16 protein-coding genes are annotated in these 16,884 nt (G+C 59.1%); 12 read left to right on the forward strand and 4 right to left on the reverse strand.

The window, feature by feature from the left end; genetic code table 11:
* Positions 1 to 214: 214 nt before the first annotated feature.
* Genes ccoN through ccoP form a run of 4 tightly spaced genes read left to right on the forward strand, consistent with a single transcriptional unit; the run spans position 215 to position 3,436 of the window.
* Entirely contained in the window at positions 215 to 1,657 is a 1,443-nt protein-coding gene (gene ccoN / locus AC1D2P_RS20345; protein WP_477811563.1) for a cytochrome-c oxidase, cbb3-type subunit I, read from the forward strand.
* Positions 1,657 to 2,265 carry a cytochrome-c oxidase, cbb3-type subunit II gene (gene ccoO / locus AC1D2P_RS20350; RefSeq protein WP_027921709.1) on the forward strand — a complete coding sequence of 203 codons (609 nt, stop codon included), beginning with the start codon at positions 1,657 to 1,659 and terminating at the stop codon, positions 2,263 to 2,265. Before ccoN ends, ccoO begins: the two co-directional genes overlap by 1 nt.
* 5 nt (positions 2,266 to 2,270) lie before the next feature.
* Positions 2,271 to 2,456: a CcoQ/FixQ family Cbb3-type cytochrome c oxidase assembly chaperone gene (locus tag AC1D2P_RS20355; RefSeq protein ID WP_003175465.1), complete on the forward strand. Its 186-nt coding sequence runs from the start codon at positions 2,271 to 2,273 to the stop codon at positions 2,454 to 2,456.
* Positions 2,453 to 3,436: a cytochrome-c oxidase, cbb3-type subunit III gene (ccoP, locus tag AC1D2P_RS20360; RefSeq protein ID WP_223522456.1), complete on the forward strand. Its 984-nt coding sequence runs from the start codon at positions 2,453 to 2,455 to the stop codon at positions 3,434 to 3,436. The genes AC1D2P_RS20355 and ccoP overlap by 4 nt, the downstream gene beginning before the upstream one ends.
* 82 nt (positions 3,437 to 3,518) lie before the next feature.
* Here the strand turns inward: ccoP and AC1D2P_RS20365 are convergent, their stop codons facing one another.
* Complete coding sequence (locus tag AC1D2P_RS20365; protein WP_109785950.1) at positions 3,519 to 4,505, reverse strand: metallophosphoesterase family protein; 987 nt, start codon at positions 4,503 to 4,505, stop codon at positions 3,519 to 3,521.
* Between the two features lie 467 nt (positions 4,506 to 4,972).
* Between AC1D2P_RS20365 and ccoG the strand changes: the two genes are divergently transcribed.
* From ccoG to AC1D2P_RS20405, 8 genes are all read left to right on the forward strand, one after another.
* Positions 4,973 to 6,388 carry a cytochrome c oxidase accessory protein CcoG gene (ccoG, locus tag AC1D2P_RS20370; RefSeq protein ID WP_109785951.1) on the forward strand — a complete coding sequence of 472 codons (1,416 nt, stop codon included), beginning with the start codon at positions 4,973 to 4,975 and terminating at the stop codon, positions 6,386 to 6,388.
* A gap of 11 nt (positions 6,389 to 6,399) precedes the next feature.
* Positions 6,400 to 6,939, forward strand: coding sequence for a FixH family protein (locus AC1D2P_RS20375; protein ID WP_046027017.1), 540 nt, complete (start codon positions 6,400 to 6,402; stop codon positions 6,937 to 6,939).
* Between the two features lie 145 nt (positions 6,940 to 7,084).
* Positions 7,085 to 9,535 (forward strand): heavy metal translocating P-type ATPase, encoded by a 2,451-nt coding sequence (locus AC1D2P_RS20380; protein ID WP_477757632.1) that lies wholly within the window; start codon positions 7,085 to 7,087, stop codon positions 9,533 to 9,535.
* Positions 9,536 to 9,559: 24 nt separating this feature from the next.
* Complete coding sequence (gene ccoS / locus AC1D2P_RS20385) at positions 9,560 to 9,778, forward strand: cbb3-type cytochrome oxidase assembly protein CcoS (protein ID WP_027921715.1); 219 nt, start codon at positions 9,560 to 9,562, stop codon at positions 9,776 to 9,778.
* On the forward strand, positions 9,771 to 10,454 hold the full coding sequence (locus tag AC1D2P_RS20390; RefSeq protein WP_046027019.1) for a sulfite exporter TauE/SafE family protein: 684 nt from the start codon (positions 9,771 to 9,773) through the stop codon (positions 10,452 to 10,454). Before ccoS ends, AC1D2P_RS20390 begins: the two co-directional genes overlap by 8 nt.
* A 253-nt stretch (positions 10,455 to 10,707) precedes the next feature.
* Positions 10,708 to 12,090, forward strand: a complete 1,383-nt coding sequence (gene hemN, locus AC1D2P_RS20395) for an oxygen-independent coproporphyrinogen III oxidase (protein WP_046027149.1) — start codon at positions 10,708 to 10,710, stop codon at positions 12,088 to 12,090.
* Positions 12,091 to 12,228: 138 nt separating this feature from the next.
* Positions 12,229 to 12,963 carry a fumarate/nitrate reduction transcriptional regulator Fnr gene (gene fnr / locus AC1D2P_RS20400; protein WP_046027020.1) on the forward strand — a complete coding sequence of 245 codons (735 nt, stop codon included), beginning with the start codon at positions 12,229 to 12,231 and terminating at the stop codon, positions 12,961 to 12,963.
* A 79-nt stretch (positions 12,964 to 13,042) separates the two neighbouring features.
* The gene (locus tag AC1D2P_RS20405; protein WP_477811564.1) at positions 13,043 to 13,591 is read left to right on the forward strand and encodes an adenine phosphoribosyltransferase; all 549 of its coding nucleotides are present in this window, start codon (positions 13,043 to 13,045) and stop codon (positions 13,589 to 13,591) included.
* A gap of 137 nt (positions 13,592 to 13,728) precedes the next feature.
* Here the strand turns inward: AC1D2P_RS20405 and AC1D2P_RS20410 are convergent, their stop codons facing one another.
* From AC1D2P_RS20410 to AC1D2P_RS20420, 3 genes are all read right to left on the reverse strand, one after another.
* Complete coding sequence (locus AC1D2P_RS20410; protein ID WP_477757633.1) at positions 13,729 to 14,877, reverse strand: acyl-CoA dehydrogenase family protein; 1,149 nt, start codon at positions 14,875 to 14,877, stop codon at positions 13,729 to 13,731.
* A 183-nt stretch (positions 14,878 to 15,060) separates the two neighbouring features.
* Positions 15,061 to 15,663 (reverse strand): recombination mediator RecR, encoded by a 603-nt coding sequence (gene recR / locus AC1D2P_RS20415; RefSeq protein WP_046027022.1) that lies wholly within the window; start codon positions 15,661 to 15,663, stop codon positions 15,061 to 15,063.
* A gap of 65 nt (positions 15,664 to 15,728) precedes the next feature.
* Positions 15,729 to 16,763, reverse strand: coding sequence for an NADP-dependent oxidoreductase (locus tag AC1D2P_RS20420; protein ID WP_046027023.1), 1,035 nt, complete (start codon positions 16,761 to 16,763; stop codon positions 15,729 to 15,731).
* Positions 16,764 to 16,884: the final 121 nt, after the last annotated feature.

Genomic DNA, 16,884 nt, shown 5'->3' on the forward strand with positions numbered 1-16,884 from the left:
CCGTTACATCTGACCTGGCCCCCTCATCATTTTCGTTCGCTGCGACATTTTGCCCACGGGCAATTTTGTCCTTACGCGGCGCATGGAAAGGCCGCAGAATCAGCTTTTGAAAGCATTGACCCAGGTCATGGCGCGTTGCAATGACCCCCTGCTTTCTCCATACTTGCGGCCGATTTTTACTCCTAATAAAACACCCAAACCGTGGAACCTTAGAATGAGCACAGCAATCAGTCCGACTGCTTATAACTATAAGGTAGTCCGCCAGTTCGCCATCATGACGGTGGTCTGGGGGATCCTTGGCATGGGGCTCGGTGTCTTCATCGCCTCACAGCTCGTATGGCCGGAATTGAACTTCGGTCTGCCGTGGACGACTTTTGGACGCCTACGCCCGTTGCACACCAACCTGGTGATTTTCGCCTTCGGTGGTTGTGCACTGTTTGCCACTTCTTATTACGTCGTGCAGCGAACCTGCCAAACGCGACTGATTTCCGACAGCCTCGCAGCCTTCCACTTCTGGGGTTGGCAAGCGGTGATCGTCGGTGCAGGCATCACCTTGCCGTTGGGTTRCACCACCACCAAGGAATACGCTGAGCTGGAATGGCCTCTGGCAATTTTGCTGGCCATTGTCTGGATCGTTTACGCACTGGTGTTCTTCGGCACCATCGTCAAGCGCAAGACCAAGCACATCTATGTCGGTAACTGGTTCTACGGCGCGTTCATTGTCGTGACCGCGATGCTGCACATCGTCAACCACATGTCGCTGCCGGTCAGCCTGTTCAAGTCCTACTCGGCCTACTCGGGTGCGACTGACGCGATGATCCAGTGGTGGTACGGCCACAACGCCGTAGGTTTCTTCCTGACCACCGGCTTCCTGGGGATGATGTACTACTTCGTTCCGAAGCAGGCCGAGCGTCCGATCTACTCCTATCGCTTGTCCATCGTGCACTTCTGGGCGCTGATCACCCTGTACATCTGGGCCGGTCCGCACCACCTGCACTACACCGCTCTGCCGGACTGGGCACAATCGCTGGGCATGGCGATGTCGATCATCCTGCTGGCTCCGAGCTGGGGCGGCATGATCAACGGCATGATGACCCTGTCGGGCGCCTGGCATAAGCTGCGCACCGACCCGATCCTGCGTTTCCTGGTCGTGTCGCTGGCGTTCTACGGCATGTCGACCTTCGAAGGTCCGATGATGGCCATCAAGACCGTCAACTCGCTGTCTCATTACACTGACTGGACCATCGGCCACGTACACGCCGGTGCCTTGGGCTGGGTAGCGATGATCTCGATCGGCGCGATCTACCACATGATTCCGAAGCTGTTCGGTCGCGCGCAGATGCACAGCACTGGCCTGATCAACACGCACTTCTGGCTCGCGACCATCGGTACCGTTCTGTACATCGCGTCGATGTGGGTCAACGGCATTACCCAGGGTCTGATGTGGCGTGCAATCAACGATGACGGCACCCTCACCTACTCGTTCGTCGAAGCGCTGCAAGCCAGCCACCCTGGTTTCATCGTTCGCGCCCTGGGCGGTGCGTTCTTTGCCAGCGGCATGCTGTTCATGGCCTACAACGTATGGCGCACCGTACGTGCCTCGAACCCGGCTGAAGCTGCAGCCGCCGAACAGATTGCTGTAGTTGGAGCTCACTGATGAAGCATGAAGCAGTCGAGAAGAATATTGGCCTGCTGGCCTTCTTCATGGTTATCGCCGTCAGCATCGGCGGCCTGACCCAGATCGTTCCGCTGTTTTTCCAGGACGTCACCAACAAGCCGGTCGAAGGCATGAAGCCGCGCCCCGCCCTTGAACTGGAAGGCCGCGACATCTACATCGCCAACGGTTGTGTCGGCTGCCACTCGCAGATGATCCGCCCGTTCCGCGCTGAAACCGAACGTTACGGCCACTACTCGGTTGCCGGTGAAAGCGTCTGGGATCACCCGTTCCTGTGGGGTTCCAAGCGTACCGGTCCGGACCTGGCCCGTGTCGGCGGTCGTTACTCCGATGACTGGCAGCGTGCGCACTTGTACAACCCGCGCAACGTCGTGCCCGAGTCGAAAATGCCGGCGTACCCGTTCCTCGTGGAAAACAAGCTCGACGGCAAAGACACCGCCAAGAAAATGGAAGTCTTGCGCACGCTCGGCGTTCCTTACACCGACGAAGACATCGCCGGTGCCAAGGATGCTGTGAAGGGCAAAACCGAAATGGACGCGCTGGTGGCCTATCTGCAAGGCCTGGGCACCATCATCAAAAGCAAACGGTGATTTAGATGGATATCGGGATGATTCGTGGCCTGGGCACCGTTGTTGTGATGGTGGCCTTCATCGGTCTGGCGTTGTGGGTGTTCAGCCCCAAGCGCAAGTCGGAGTTTGAAGACGCGACCTTGCTGCCTTTCGCGGATGATCCCGAAGCCATCAAGCACGTCGAGCAAGCTTCTAGGAGTAACAAAGAATGACTACGTTCTGGAGTCTGTACGTCACAGTCCTCAGTCTCGGCACCATCTTCGCCCTGACCTGGCTGCTGCTGTCCACCCGCAAGGGCCAGCGCACCGAGCAGACGGACGAAACGGTTGGCCACTCCTTCGACGGGATCGAGGAGTACGACAACCCACTGCCAAAATGGTGGTTCATGCTGTTCGTGGGAACCATCATTTTTGCCTTGGGCTACCTGGTCCTGTACCCGGGCCTGGGCAACTGGAAAGGCTTGCTGCCGGGTTACAACTACCTTGATACCGAGAAGCAGACCCCATTCGCCAACGGCCAGGCCGGCTGGACCGGCGTTCACGAATGGGAAAAGGAAATGGCCAAGTCGGACGCCAAGTTCGGCCCGATTTTCGCCAAATTCGCGTCCATGCCTATCGAAGAAGTCGCCAAAGACCCGCAAGCCTTGAAGATGGGTGGCCGCCTGTTCGCCTCCAACTGCTCGGTTTGCCACGGTTCCGACGCCAAAGGCGCTTATGGCTTCCCTAACCTGACCGACGCCGACTGGCGCTGGGGCGGCGAGCCGGAAACCATCAAGACCACCATCATGGGCGGCCGTCACGCGGTCATGCCGGCGTGGGCTGACGTGATCGGCGAGCAAGGCGTTTCCGACGTCGCGGCGTTTGTCCTGACCAACCTCGATGGCCGCAAACTGCCGGAAGGCACCAAGGCTGACCCGGTTGCCGGTCAAAAGCTGTTCGCTGCCAACTGCGTGGCCTGCCACGGTCCGGAAGGCAAAGGTACGCCAGCGATGGGCGCACCCAACCTGACCCACCCGGCCGCGTTCATCTACGGTTCGAGCTTCGCTCAACTGCAGCAGACCATCCGTTACGGCCGTCAGGGCCAGATGCCTGCGCAAGAGCAACTGCAAGGCAACGACAAGGTTCACTTGTTGGCTGCTTATGTCTACAGCCTCTCTCACGGTGAGAAGGCTCCGGCGGCAGACGCTCAGTAAGGCAAACGCCTGATGCAACAAAAAACGGCCCCGCCAATGAGAATTGGCGGGGCCGTTTTCGTTGAAGATAATCAGTGAAGGTTTACTTGACTGGAATCGTTTTCACGAAGGTGCGGCTCGGCCAGTGGTTCCCTTTGACAAGGTCAACGGTCACGGATTTGCGGTCCTTCGAAAAGTTGGCAATCAAGTACGTCTGCTGTGAAGCTGCGCCGCTCAGGAACAAGGGCACATCGCCCAAAAAGTATCCACCGTGAAATCCCCCGGCGTCCTCGTGTATATGACCTGCGAAGACAGCGGTGACCTTGTAATCCGCGACGATCCTGCGGAATCTGGCGACCTGTTCCGTGCTGCCTTTCCAGTAACTTGGTTTATGCATGTTAAGAATGATGATCTGACCTTTGGAGCGTGCTTCTTTCAAATCCTGCTCCAGCCAATCCAGCGAGTCCGTTATCTCGAAAGTAGTCGGGTTCAGAGGGTGGTAAATTCGGTCCGTGTACGTCGGTTCGTTATTCAATTGAACAAAATGTACATCCCCGACATCTCTGGACCAAGCGAGGCTTCCGGAATACAACCTGTTAAAGAAAGGACCACTGATCTTCAAATCAAAACTCCCAACTTTGTCGCGATGATGCGCTTCAAAATCGGTAATACTGCCCGCAGCACAACTATTGGAAAAACAATCAAGACCTTCATAATCATGATTACCCAATCCGTATACAAAATCGCTACCGAAATACTTCTTCTGCACCGAGCGGATATAGGAACGCTGCCAGCCATGACCATACGCTGTGATATCACCGTTGATCATGACGGGAACTTCCAACCATGGACGGCTCTTCCTGAAATGAGCAATGTCGGAGTACTGACTTTCGATCAGCGTTCTGGATCGGGCCTGTTGTTCAGAATCTGACTCTTCTACACCCGCGTCCGTTTTGTCAGTCCAGGGGTATTGCGGATCAGATGTAAATATCGCGAACTCAGGATTTTTCGTGCTCGGCACATACGCAGCATTACTGACTAGCGAGATCATCGCGAGACTGACAATCAAACAACTTTTAACTAACAACATTATTGAATTCCATTTCCATTGAACTAAACAAGAACGGCGACTCTTCGCCGAAAACAAACTTATGTCAAAAGACCGAAGATTAAAATACGCAACAGCCATCTAATTAATGAATAGTATTTCAGAAACCGCAAGCACCAAAATTATTAAAGCTGGGTGTTTTTATATAAAACAGCAAAACCGGTGCCGAACATACAGAAGCGAAAGGTCTGTCCGGTCGCCCACCTACCAGAAATCAGCAGATCGATGAACCTCATCGCCAAAAATTCGTCCATACTTCTGAAGTCAATTGATCTGAATCATGTTTTGTTACATTCGCTACACCATTCATGATTTTCCACCAACGCGACCAAAGGTCGCACCCTTGAGCTAGAGCTTCAGGCGTATCATTGGGCCACTGCAACAGCCCTTTTTGACCGCGGTCGGCATGTACTGACCGGGGCATTTTTCCACTGCCGTGGGATGCAACGATGAGCAATCAGATTCCGGTACACGACGTCACTCCCCCCAACAAGAACGCGAACAACAGCGTCGACCTCTATGCCTCTCGGGAAAAAATCTACACCCGCGCCTTCACCGGGTTGTTCCGCAACCTGCGAATGATGGGCGGCGCCTTTTTGTTTTTGCTGTATTTCGGCACGGTGTGGCTGAACTGGGGCGGCCATCAAGCCGTCTGGTGGAACCTGCCGGAGCGTAAATTCTTTATTTTTGGTGCAACCTTCTGGCCTCAGGATTTCATCCTGCTGTCCGGCATCTTGATCATCAGTGCCTTTGGCCTGTTCTTCATCACCGTCTACGCCGGCCGGGTCTGGTGCGGCTATACCTGCCCGCAAAGTGTCTGGACATGGATTTTCATGTGGTGCGAAAAGGTCACTGAAGGCGACCGCAACCAGCGCATCAAACTGGACAAGGCGCCCATGAGCGCCAACAAGCTCCTGCGCAAATTCAGCAAGCATTCGATGTGGCTGTTGATCGGGTTTGTCACCGGCCTGACCTTCGTCGGTTACTTCTCGCCCATCCGCGAACTGGTTTTCGACTTTTTCACCGGCGAAGCCGATGGCTGGTCGTACTTCTGGGTCGGCTTTTTCACCCTTGCCACTTACGGCAATGCCGGCTGGCTGCGCGAACAGGTGTGCATTTACATGTGCCCCTACGCTCGTTTCCAGAGCGTGATGTTCGACAAAGACACCCTGATCGTCTCCTACGATCCGCGTCGTGGTGAGTCCCGTGGGCCTCGCAAGAAAGGCATCGACTACAAGGCGCAAGGCCTTGGCGATTGCATCGATTGCACCATGTGCGTCCAGGTCTGCCCGACCGGCATCGACATCAGAGACGGCCTGCAAATCGAGTGCATCGGGTGCGCGGCCTGTATCGACGCCTGCGACGCGATTATGGACAAAATGGACTACCCGCGCGGCCTGATCAGCTACACCACCGAGCACAACCTGTCCGGGCAAAAAACCCATAAACTGCGTCCGCGCCTGATCGGCTATGCCGTGGTGCTGCTGGCGATGATCTCGTTGTTGATCACCGCGTTCTTCATGCGTTCGCTGGTCGGTTTCGACGTCAGCAAAGACCGCGTGCTGTACCGCGAGAACGCCGAAGGCCGGATCGAAAACGTCTACAGCCTGAAAATCATGAACAAAGACCAGCGCGACCATACCTACGTGCTGGAAGCCACTGGTTTGCCGGACCTCAGGCTGCAAGGCAAGCGCGAGATCAAAGTCGCCGCCGGGGAAATTTTCAGCCAGCCGGTGGAACTGTCCAGCGCACCAGAACAACTGCCATCGAGCACCAACGAGGTGAAATTCATCCTCAAGGATGCCGATGACAACAGCGTTCATGTTGAAGCCAAGAGCCGATTCATCGGCCCACAAATTCGTTGAGAGAAGTGATCATGCCCGCAGCAACTGCCGCAAGTCCTTGGTACAAGCACCTTTGGCCGTGGATCATCATCGGGATTCTGGCCTGTTCGGTGACCCTGACCTTGTCCATGGTGACTATCGCGGTGAACAACCCGGACAACCTGGTGAACGACAACTACTACGAGGCTGGCAAAGGCATCAACCGCTCGCTTGACCGTGAACTGCTGGCCCAGACCCTGCAACTTCACGCCAGCGTTCATCTGGACGGCGTGACCGGCGAAGTCGACCTGCACTTGAACGGCAACAGCCAACCGAAAACCCTGGAACTGAACCTGATCTCGCCGACGCAGCCGGAGAAGGATCGCAAGATCACGCTCGCGCGTAGCGAAACAGAGCAGGGCCGCTACATTGGCCAAGTGAACGACAAGGTCGATGGCCGTCGCTTTGTGGAACTGCTGGGGGTTGAGGGTGACAAGACCTGGCGCCTGTTCGAAGAAGAACAGGTCAGCCACGACAAAGACCTGCTGCTGGGCGATGAGCCGCTGCAAGGCGCGGAAGACTTGAAAAAGTAAGCCTTACCTGATCGTTCCCACGCTCGGCGTGGGAACGCAGCCAGGGACGCTCTGCGTCCCAGCCGAAACGGACGCGGGGCGTCCGGGGAGGCATTCCCACGCAGAGCGTGGGAACGATCATCGGACAACACCCTGTGAATACCTCATGACCAGTCCAACCCCCTGCTACCACTGCGCCCTGCCCGTCCCGGCCGGCAGCCGCTTTACCGCTGCGGTCCTGGGTGAAACCCGTGAGTTCTGCTGCCCGGGTTGCCAGGCCGTGGCCGAGGCCATTGTGGCCGGTGGGCTGGAAAGCTATTACCAGCATCGCAGCGAGTCATCGGCCAACCCCGAAGCCTTGCCGGTGCAGTTGGTGGATGAACTGGCGCTGTACGACCGCGCCGACGTGCAAGCGCCGTTCGTGCGCCACGACGGCGAACTCGCCGAGACCACGTTGTTGATGGAAGGCATCAGTTGCGCCGCGTGCGGATGGTTGATCGAGAAACACCTGCGCAGCTTGCCGGCCGTGGCCGAAGCACGCTTGAACCTGTCCAACCATCGCTTGCACGTACGCTGGGCTGACGCACAATTACCGTTGAGCCAGATGCTCAGCGAATTGCGCCACATCGGTTATGCCGCCCATCCATATCAAGCCGACCGCGCCAGCGAACAATTGGCCAGTGAAAATCGCCTGGCCTTGCGTCAGCTCGGTGTCGCCGGGCTGCTGTGGTTCCAGGCAATGATGGCAACCATGGCCACCTGGCCGGAATTCAACATCGACCTAAGCCCCGAACTGCATACCATCCTGCGCTGGGTTGCGCTATTTCTGACCACCCCCATTGTGTTTTACAGCTGCGCGCCGTTTTTCAAAGGCGCCATGCGCGACCTGCGCACCCGCCACCTGACCATGGACGTTTCGGTGTCATTGGCGATTGGCAGCGCCTACCTCGCCGGAATCTGGACCTCGATCACCGGCGTCGGCGAGCTGTATTTCGATGCCGTGGGAATGTTTGCACTGTTCCTGCTCGCCGGCCGCTATCTGGAGCGCCGAGCCAGAGAGCGCACCGCCGCCGCCGCCGCACAACTGGTCAATCTGCTGCCCGCTTCCTGCCTGCGCCTGGGCGCGGATGGCCAGAGCGAGCGTATCCTGCTCAGCGAATTGCGCGTGGGCGATCAGGTGCTGGTGCACCCTGGCGCGATTCTGCCGGCTGACGGCAAGATCCTCGACGGCCATTCGAGCATCGATGAATCGCTGCTGACCGGCGAATACCTGCCGCAACCGCGCACGCCGGGCGATGCAGTGACCGCCGGCACACTGAACGTTGAAGGCGCGTTGACGGTGAAAGTTTTGGCACTGGGCCACGACACGCGCCTCTCCGCCATTGTCCGTCTGCTGGACCGGGCGCAGGCCGAAAAACCGCGCCTGGCGGAAATCGCCGACCGCGCCGCCCAGTGGTTTTTGCTGCTGTCGTTGATTGCCGCCGCCGCCATTGGCCTGTTGTGGTGGGAGCTCGATTCATCCCGGGCCTTCTGGATTGTGCTGGCGATGCTCGTCGCCACCTGCCCCTGCGCCTTGTCGCTGGCAACCCCGACGGCACTGACCGCGGCCACCGGCACGTTGCACAAACTCGGCCTGCTGCTAACCCGCGGCCATGTTCTGGAAGGCCTGAACCAGATCGACACGGTGATCTTCGACAAGACCGGGACCCTGACTGAAGGGCGCCTCGCTTTACGTTCAATCCGCCCGCTGGGCGTGCTCGACAGCGACCAGTGCATGAGCCTCGCCGCTGCACTGGAAAACCGCTCCGAACACCCGATCGCCCGTGCGTTCGGCCGTGCGCCACTGGCCGCCGAAGAAGTCCACAGTACGCCGGGGCTGGGTCTTGAAGGCATGGTCGGCGTACAACGATTGCGCATTGGCCAACCAGGTTTTGTCTGCGAACTCAGTGGTGCAGCCGTGCCATCGATGCCCGATGAAGCGGGTCAATGGCTGCTGCTCGGCGACAGTCAGGGCCCCCTGGCATGGTTTGTCCTCGACGACCGTCTGCGCGCCGATGCCCCAGCGTTGCTGCAAGCCTGCAAGGCGCGTGGCTGGCGCACCTTGTTGCTGTCCGGCGACAGCTCGCCGATGGTCGCCAGCGTCGCCGCCGAACTGGGCATCGACGAGGCCCGAGGCGGTTTGCGTCCGGACGATAAATTGCAGGTCTTGCAACAATTGCACAAGGAAGGCCGCAAGGTGTTGATGCTCGGTGACGGGGTCAACGACGTGCCGGTGCTGGCCGCTGCCGACATCAGCGTGGCGATGGGCTCGGCCACCGATCTGGCGAAAACCAGCGCCGATGCCGTGTTGTTGTCCAACCGCCTCGACGCGCTGGTGCAAGCCTTCAGCCTGGCCCGGCGGACACGTCGGGTGATCATCGAGAATCTGTTGTGGGCCGGGTTGTACAATGGCCTCATGTTGCCGTTCGCCGCCCTTGGCTGGATTACTCCGGTTTGGGCCGCCGTCGGCATGTCGATCAGTTCGCTGACCGTGGTGCTGAACGCCCTGCGCCTGACTCGCCTGCCGAGTGCGCCTGCTGCCCACACCACGCCAGAAACCCGCCCGTTGCCGGCCTGAGCCGCGCGGGCATGGAGTCCACCCATGCCAGCTCTTTACGTGATGATCCCGGCCGCGCTACTGATCGTGGCCATCGCCGTGTACATCTTCTTCTGGGCAGTCGACAGCGGTCAGTACGACGACCTCGACGGACCAGCCCACAGCATTCTGTTTGACGACCAGGATCCGGCACACAAGGCGGCGGTCGACGAAGCCAGCGGCCATCCGGCCAAACCCGACGACAAGGCGCCGCCTCATGCTTGAATTGGCGCCCCTGCTGGTGTCTGCGGTGATTCTCGGCTTGCTCGGGGGCGGCCATTGCCTGGGGATGTGCGGCGGCTTGATGGGCGCGCTCACCCTGGCGATTCCCAAGGAGCAACGTAGCCGGCGCTTTCGACTGCTGCTGGCCTACAACCTGGGACGAATTCTCAGCTATGCAACGGCCGGGTTGCTGATCGGCCTGGCAGGCTGGGCCGTGGCCAACAGTCCGGCGGCGATGTTTATGCGGGTGATTGCCGGCTTGCTGCTGATTGCCATGGGCTTGTACCTGGCGGGTTGGTGGAGCGGCCTGACCCGCATCGAAAGCCTGGGTCGCGGCCTGTGGCGGCATATCCAGCCGATTGCCAACAAATTGTTGCCGGTGTCGAGCCTGCCCCGCGCCTTGTTGCTGGGCGCGCTCTGGGGCTGGCTGCCGTGCGGGTTGGTTTACAGCACATTGCTGTGGTCGGCGAGCCAGGGCAATGCGCTGGACAGTGCGTTGTTGATGCTCGCGTTCGGCCTGGGCACCTGGCCGGTGCTGCTGGCCACGGGCCTGGCGGCTGAGCGGGTGACGGCGCTGTTACGCAAACGCAGCGTGCGCATGGCCGGCGGGTTACTGGTGATCCTGTTCGGCATCTGGACCTTGCCGGGGCCACATCAACATTGGCTCATGGGCCACTAATTCGCAGTCCTGTAGCAGCTGCCGAGCCCGCGAGGCTGCGTTCGGCGGCGAAGCCGTCGTGAAATCAGGCAGCGCGGTCTTTCAGGAGGATCTGGGGCTCAGGGTTTGCGACGGCTTCGCCGCCGAACGCAGCCTCGCGGGCTCGGCAGCTGCTACAAGCCCATGCTCACCGTTGATGCAAATCAAGATGCCCCATCGCCGCACCCCCTAGACTCGCTGCCACTGCCAGCCTATCCGGGGGAATGCCCGCATGATGCTCGACGCCATTCGTTGGGACACCGATTTGATCCGCCGCTATGACCTGGCGGGACCGCGCTACACTTCCTATCCGACCGCTGTGCAATTCAATGGTCAGGTCGGCACGTTCGACCTGCTCCATGCGCTGCGCGACAGCCGCAAAACCCTGCGTCCACTGTCGCTGTACGTGCACGTGCCGTTCTGCGCGAACATTTGCTACTACTGCGCCTGCAACAAAGTCATCACCAAGGACCGCGGCCGAGCCCGACTCTACCTGCAGCGCCTTGAGCAGGAAATCCAGCTGATCGCCTGCCACCTCGACCCGACACAGAAAGTCGAACAACTGCACTTTGGCGGTGGCACCCCGACCTTTCTCAGCCACGATGAACTGCGCCAACTGATGGCGCAGTTGCGTAAAAGCTTCAACTTGCTGGACGACGATTCCGGCGACTATGGCATTGAGATCGACCCTCGCGAAGCCGACTGGTCGACTATGGGCCTGCTTCGCGAGCTGGGTTTCAACCGGGTCAGCATTGGCCTGCAAGACCTCGACCCGGCCGTGCAACGGGCCGTCAATCGCCTGCAAAGCCTGGAAGAAACCCGCGCGGTGATCGACGCAGCCCGGACTCTGCAATTTCGTTCGATCAACATCGATCTCATCTACGGCCTGCCAAGACAGACACCGGAAAACTTTGCTCGCACGGTCGATGAGGTTATCAATCTGCAACCGGATCGGCTCTCGGTGTTCAACTACGCACACCTGCCGGAACGCTTCATGGCGCAACGGCGCATCGACATTGACGAATTGCCGACACCGGCACAGAAACTGGAAACGCTGCAGCGCACCATCGAACAACTGACCGCGGCCGGTTACCGCTACATCGGCATGGACCATTTCGCCCTGCCCGACGACGAACTGGCGATTGCCCAGGAAGAATCGACTCTGCAGCGCAACTTTCAGGGCTATACCACCCACGGTCATTGCGATTTGATCGGCCTTGGGGTGTCAGCCATCAGCCAGATCGGTGATCTGTACTGCCAGAACACCAGCGACCTGGCGCAATACCAGAACACCCTGGCCACGGCTCAATTGGCCACTAGCCGCGGCCTGGTGTGTAACGCCGATGACCGGTTGCGGCGGGCGGTGATACAGCAGCTGATCTGTAATCTCAGCCTGGAGTTCGTCGACATCGAACACGACTTCAACATCGACTTCCGCGGCTACTTCGGCCAATTGTGGCCGCAACTGCAGACCATGGCCGATGATGGCTTGATCACGCTCGACAACGAACGAATCAGCGTGTTGCCGGCCGGTCGCTTGTTGGTCCGCTCGGTGTGCATGGTGTTTGATGCGTATCTGCAACACCTCAGCCACCAGCGGTTTTCCCGGGTGATTTGACTTCTTTGCCAGGGAGGCAGCGTTCAGCATTGACTCAAGGCCAGGTTGAGATGCGACAAAGTGGCACACTCTGGCCTGAATGCCCTTCCGTGGGTTACCCTTACGTCTTATGTGTGTTTTCCCACAAGGATTGAAGAAATGTCTGAGCCAGTCAAATTGCGCGCTCATAACCAGGTCCATTGCAAGGACTGCAGTCTTGCCCCCCTGTGTTTGCCGCTTTCGCTGAATCTGGACGACATGGATGCGCTGGACGAAATCGTCAAACGTGGCCGCCCGCTGAAAAAAGGCGAGTTCCTGTTTCGCCAGGGCGACGCCTTCGATTGCGTCTACGCGGTACGTTCCGGCGCCCTCAAGACCTTCAGCCTGAGCGACGGCGGTGAAGAGCAGCTCACCGGTTTCCACCTGCCGAGTGAACTGGTCGGCCTGTCCGGCATGGATACCGAAACGCACCCTGTTTCCGCGCAAGCGCTGGAAACCACCTCGGTCTGCGAAATTCCTTTCGAGCGCCTCGACGAACTGGCACTGCAACTGCCGCAATTGCGCCGCCAGTTGATGCGCGTCATGAGCCGCGAGATTCGCGACGATCAACAAATGATGCTGCTGCTGTCGAAAAAAACCGCCGATGAGCGCATTGCCACTTTCCTGGTCAACCTGTCGGCACGTTTTCGCGCCCGCGGCTTTTCGGCCAACCAGTTCCGTTTGAGCATGTCACGCAACGAAATCGGCAATTACCTTGGGCTGGCGGTCGAAACCGTGTCCCGGGTCTTTACCCGCTTCCAGCAGAACGAATTGATCGCCGCCGAAGGCAAGGAAATCCGTATTCTCGACCCGATCCAGCTCTGCGCGTTGGCCGGCGGCACCGTCGAAGGTTGACTGTAACCATTGCGGCTGAGCGAAACGGTTCAGCCGCCGTTATACTGCGACGTTTGCAGCCTGCCAGGACACCTCGATGATGGTCTTCGACTCCTTCGACATCAAATCCCTGATCCGCCCCGTGATCGACTTCCCCAAGCCGGGCGTGATCTTTCGTGACATCACCCCGTTGTTCCAGTCGCCGACGGCCCTGCGCCTGGTGATGGACAGTTTTGCTCATCGCTACGTCGAGGCCGATTTCACCCACATCGGTGCGATGGACGCGCGTGGATTCCTGATCGGCTCGGTGCTGGCGTATCAGTTGAACAAGCCACTGGTACTGTTCCGCAAKCAAGGCAAGCTGCCGGCCGATGTGCTGGCCGAAGGTTATGCGACCGAATACGGCGAAGCGTTCCTCGAAGTCCATGCCGACAGTCTGTGCGAGGGCGATTCGGTGGTGATGTTCGATGACCTGATCGCCACCGGCGGCACGTTGATTGCGGCAGCAAACCTGATTCGGCGCATGGGTGCGCGGGTGCATGAAGCGGCAGCGATCATTGATTTGCCGGAGCTGGGCGGATCGCAGCGACTGGAAGACATGGGCATTCCTACGTTCTGCCTGACGCAGTTTGCGTTGAGCGATAAGTAAACGGTGCCTGTACCGACGCCATCGCGAGCAAGCTCGGCTCCCACAGTGATCTATGTCGTATACACGATTTGTGTCCGGCGACATTCTCCTGTGGGAGCCGAGCTTGCTCGCGATGACGCCAGCCGCTACACCGCCGATTAAAGCCCCATCTGCTTACTGATGATCTCGTTCATCACTTCCCGCGTCCCGCCACCAATCGACAGAATCCGGTTATCGCGGTACAGCCGTTCCACCAGGCTTTCACGCATATAGCCCAAACCACCCAGAATCTGCACCGCATCGTTGACGATCCGGTCAGCCGTGTCGGTGGCAAAATTCTTGGCCATTGAAATTTCCTTGATCACACTCTGCCCCGCCGCCATTTTCGCCGCCTGGCGATAGGTAAATTCCCGGGACACTTCCAGCGCTGTCGCCATCTCGGCGAGGCGGTGTTTGATGACCTGGAACTTGCCGACAGGCTTACCGAAGGCTTCGCGCTGGCGGGCCCACTTCAGGCTCTCCTCCAGCGCAAGCTGCGCGGTCATGTTGGCCATCAACGCCAGCGCCAGTCGCTCACTTTGAAAGTTACCCATGATGCAGGCGAACCCCATGTTTTCGACGCCGATCAGATTGCCCACGGGCACACGGCAATCGTCAAAGAACAATTCGGCGGTGTCCGACGCCCACCAGCCCATTTTCTTCAATTGACGACCGACAGAGAAACCGGGCGTGCCCTTCTCGATCAGCAACAGGCTGATACCGCCAAAACCCGGCTCGCCGGTGCGCACCGCGACGGTGTAGAAATCGGCGCGAATGCCGCTGGTGATAAAGGTCTTGCTGCCGCTGACCCGGTAAAACTCGCCGTCACGCACGGCGCGGGTTTGCAGGTTGGCGACGTCGGAACCGCCGCTGGGCTCGGTGACCGCCAGGGCGCTGATCTTTTCGCCAGCCAGCACCTGAGGCACCACCCGATCACGGACTTCAGGCCTGGCCCACTTGAGGATCGGTGGCAAGCCGATGTCCAGCGAACCGAGACCGGCTACAAGCCCGCCGGAGCCACAGCGCATCAGTTCTTCGCTGGCCGCGACCTTGGCAAACAGATCACCTTCATGACTGCCGCCGAGTGCCTCGGGGTAGCCAATGCCCAGAATCCCGGCAGCACCGGCCTTGAGGTAGAGCTCACGGGGAAAGCTTTCAGCTTCCTCCCACAGATCAATGTCCGGGAGAATCTCACGCTCGACGAAACGTCTGACGCTGTCTCGGACCAATTGGTGGCTGGGATCGAAGTATTCCTGAAAGGCAGGCATCGGCGAACTCCACTGAAGGTTCAGCGAAGTTAACCGAGCGCTTGCTTGGTTTTCAACAGGAATGTGTGGATCAGGGTGACCGAGGTAAGCCTTTCGCGAGCAGGCTCACTCCTACAGGGGTTCTGTGAATGCCACAAATCCCGTGTGGGAGCGGGCTTGCCCGCGAAGAGGCCCGTACAGGCACTAGAGGGCTATCGGCTTACGCCCGGCAAACGAATGCGCCAACGTCCCGCCATCCACCAGTTCCAGCTCGCCACCCAATGGCACGCCGTGGGCGATACGCGAGGCAATCAGGCCTTTATTACTGAGCAACTGCGCAATGTAGTGCGCCGTCGCCTCACCTTCCACCGTCGGGTTGGTGGCGAGGATGACTTCAGCAAAGGTCCCGGCCTCTTCAATCCGCGCCATCAACTGCGGAATACCAATCGCCTCAGGCCCGAGGCCATCAAGCGGCGACAAATGCCCCTTGAGCACGAAGTAGCGGCCGCGGAAGCCCGTCTGCTCCACCGCATAGACGTCCATCGGCCCTTCCACCACGCACAACAAGGTGTCGTCGCGACGGGTATCCGCGCACTGCGGGCACAGGTCATCTTCAGTCAGCGTGCGGCACAGGCGGCAATGACCCACCCCTTCCATGGCCTGGCTCAAGGCCAACGCCAGTCGCGAACCACCGCTGCGATCGCGTTCAAGCAGTTGCAGCGCCATACGCTGGGCGGTTTTCTGACCCACGCCCGGCAAAATTCGCAGGGCGTCGATCAGTTGGCGAATCAAAGGGCTGAAGCTCATGGGGAAACGTCCGACAAAACAACGAGACGCGGTTTATACCCGCGCCTCTCATTAGCGTCAAATACTCAGTCTTGCGCGACCCGCACCACCAGTTTGCCGAAGTTGCGCCCTTCCAGCAGACCGATGAACGCTTCGGGTGCCTGCTCCAGCCCGTCGACCACGTCTTCGCGGAATTTAACCTTGCCGTCGCGCACCCATGGCGCCATGGCACTGATGAATTCCGGCTGGCGGTCACCGTAGTCGTCGAACACGATGAAGCCCTGAATACGCACGCGTTTAGTCAATAGCGTGCGCTGCAACAGCGGCAGGCGATCCGGGCCTTTCGGCGCCTCGGAGGCGTTGTAACCGGCAATCAGGCCGCACAGTGGAATGCGTGCCTTGGCATTGAGTAACGGCACTACCGCGTCGAACACATGACCGCCTACGTTCTCGTAATAGATGTCGATGCCATTGGGACAGGCTTTGGCCAGTAGTTCGGCGAAATCAGCCGCCTTGTGATCGATGCAGGCATCGAAGCCCAACTCCTCGACCACGTAACGGCACTTCTCTGCACCACCGGCCACACCCACTACGCGCAGGCCCTTGATTTTCGCCACCTGCCCGACCACCGAGCCCACCGCGCCGGATGCCGCCGCGACCACCAGGGTTTCGCCGGACTTCGGCTGACCGATGTCCATCAAGCCCATATAAGCCGTCATGCCCGGCATTCCCAGTACACCGAGGGCCATCGACGGACTCGGCAATCCGGACGGCACCGGGATGATGTTGCGACCGTCACTGATGCTGTGGCTTTGCCAGCCGGTAGCGCCTACCACGATATCCCCTTCCTGGAATTTTGGATTCAACGAGCGCTCGACTCGGCTGACAGCCCCACCGGTCATGACCTCGTCGATTTCTACCGGTGCTGCGTAGGACGGCGCGTCACTCATGCGCCCGCGCATGTAAGGGTCCAACGACAAGTAGAGGGTTTTGAGCAATAACTGGCCGTCAGTGAGGTCCGGCAACGCCTCCCTTTCCAGGCGGAAATTCTCTGGCGTCGGCGCGCCGACCGGGCGGGACGCCAGGACGATACGTTGGTTGAGGGTCAATGCTTGAGGCATGTGAGCGTCTCCTTTGATCGAGAATTGGGCGGTATAGGGAAGCAGACCTTTGTGGCGGTTTAGTGTTCGATGTTTTTGATCCTGATCGTCCTGATCGTTCCCACGCTCTGCGTGGGAATGC

The organism is Pseudomonas sp. P1_F1_2 (assembly GCF_056405815.1).

Excerpts from the sequence above, each read along its gene's own strand:
- AC1D2P_RS20380 (WP_477757632.1), top strand. The coding sequence starts at position 7,085 with ATGACCAGTCCAACCCCCTGCTACCACTGCGCCCTGCCCGTCCCGGCC.
- ccoO (WP_027921709.1), top strand. The coding sequence starts at position 1,657 with ATGAAGCATGAAGCAGTCGAGAAGAATATTGGCCTGCTGGCCTTCTTC.
- ccoP (WP_223522456.1), top strand. The coding sequence starts at position 2,453 with ATGACTACGTTCTGGAGTCTGTACGTCACAGTCCTCAGTCTCGGCACC.
- AC1D2P_RS20410 (WP_477757633.1), bottom strand. The coding sequence starts at position 14,877 with ATGCCTGCCTTTCAGGAATACTTCGATCCCAGCCACCAATTGGTCCGA.
- AC1D2P_RS20390 (WP_046027019.1), top strand. The coding sequence starts at position 9,771 with ATGCTTGAATTGGCGCCCCTGCTGGTGTCTGCGGTGATTCTCGGCTTG.
- AC1D2P_RS20375 (WP_046027017.1), top strand. The coding sequence starts at position 6,400 with ATGCCCGCAGCAACTGCCGCAAGTCCTTGGTACAAGCACCTTTGGCCG.
- ccoS (WP_027921715.1), top strand. The coding sequence starts at position 9,560 with ATGCCAGCTCTTTACGTGATGATCCCGGCCGCGCTACTGATCGTGGCC.
- recR (WP_046027022.1), bottom strand. The coding sequence starts at position 15,663 with ATGAGCTTCAGCCCTTTGATTCGCCAACTGATCGACGCCCTGCGAATT.
- fnr (WP_046027020.1), top strand. The coding sequence starts at position 12,229 with ATGTCTGAGCCAGTCAAATTGCGCGCTCATAACCAGGTCCATTGCAAG.
- ccoG (WP_109785951.1), top strand. The coding sequence starts at position 4,973 with ATGAGCAATCAGATTCCGGTACACGACGTCACTCCCCCCAACAAGAAC.
- AC1D2P_RS20420 (WP_046027023.1), bottom strand. The coding sequence starts at position 16,763 with ATGCCTCAAGCATTGACCCTCAACCAACGTATCGTCCTGGCGTCCCGC.
- hemN (WP_046027149.1), top strand. The coding sequence starts at position 10,708 with ATGCTCGACGCCATTCGTTGGGACACCGATTTGATCCGCCGCTATGAC.
- AC1D2P_RS20355 (WP_003175465.1), top strand. The coding sequence starts at position 2,271 with ATGGATATCGGGATGATTCGTGGCCTGGGCACCGTTGTTGTGATGGTG.
- AC1D2P_RS20365 (WP_109785950.1), bottom strand. The coding sequence starts at position 4,505 with ATGTTGTTAGTTAAAAGTTGTTTGATTGTCAGTCTCGCGATGATCTCG.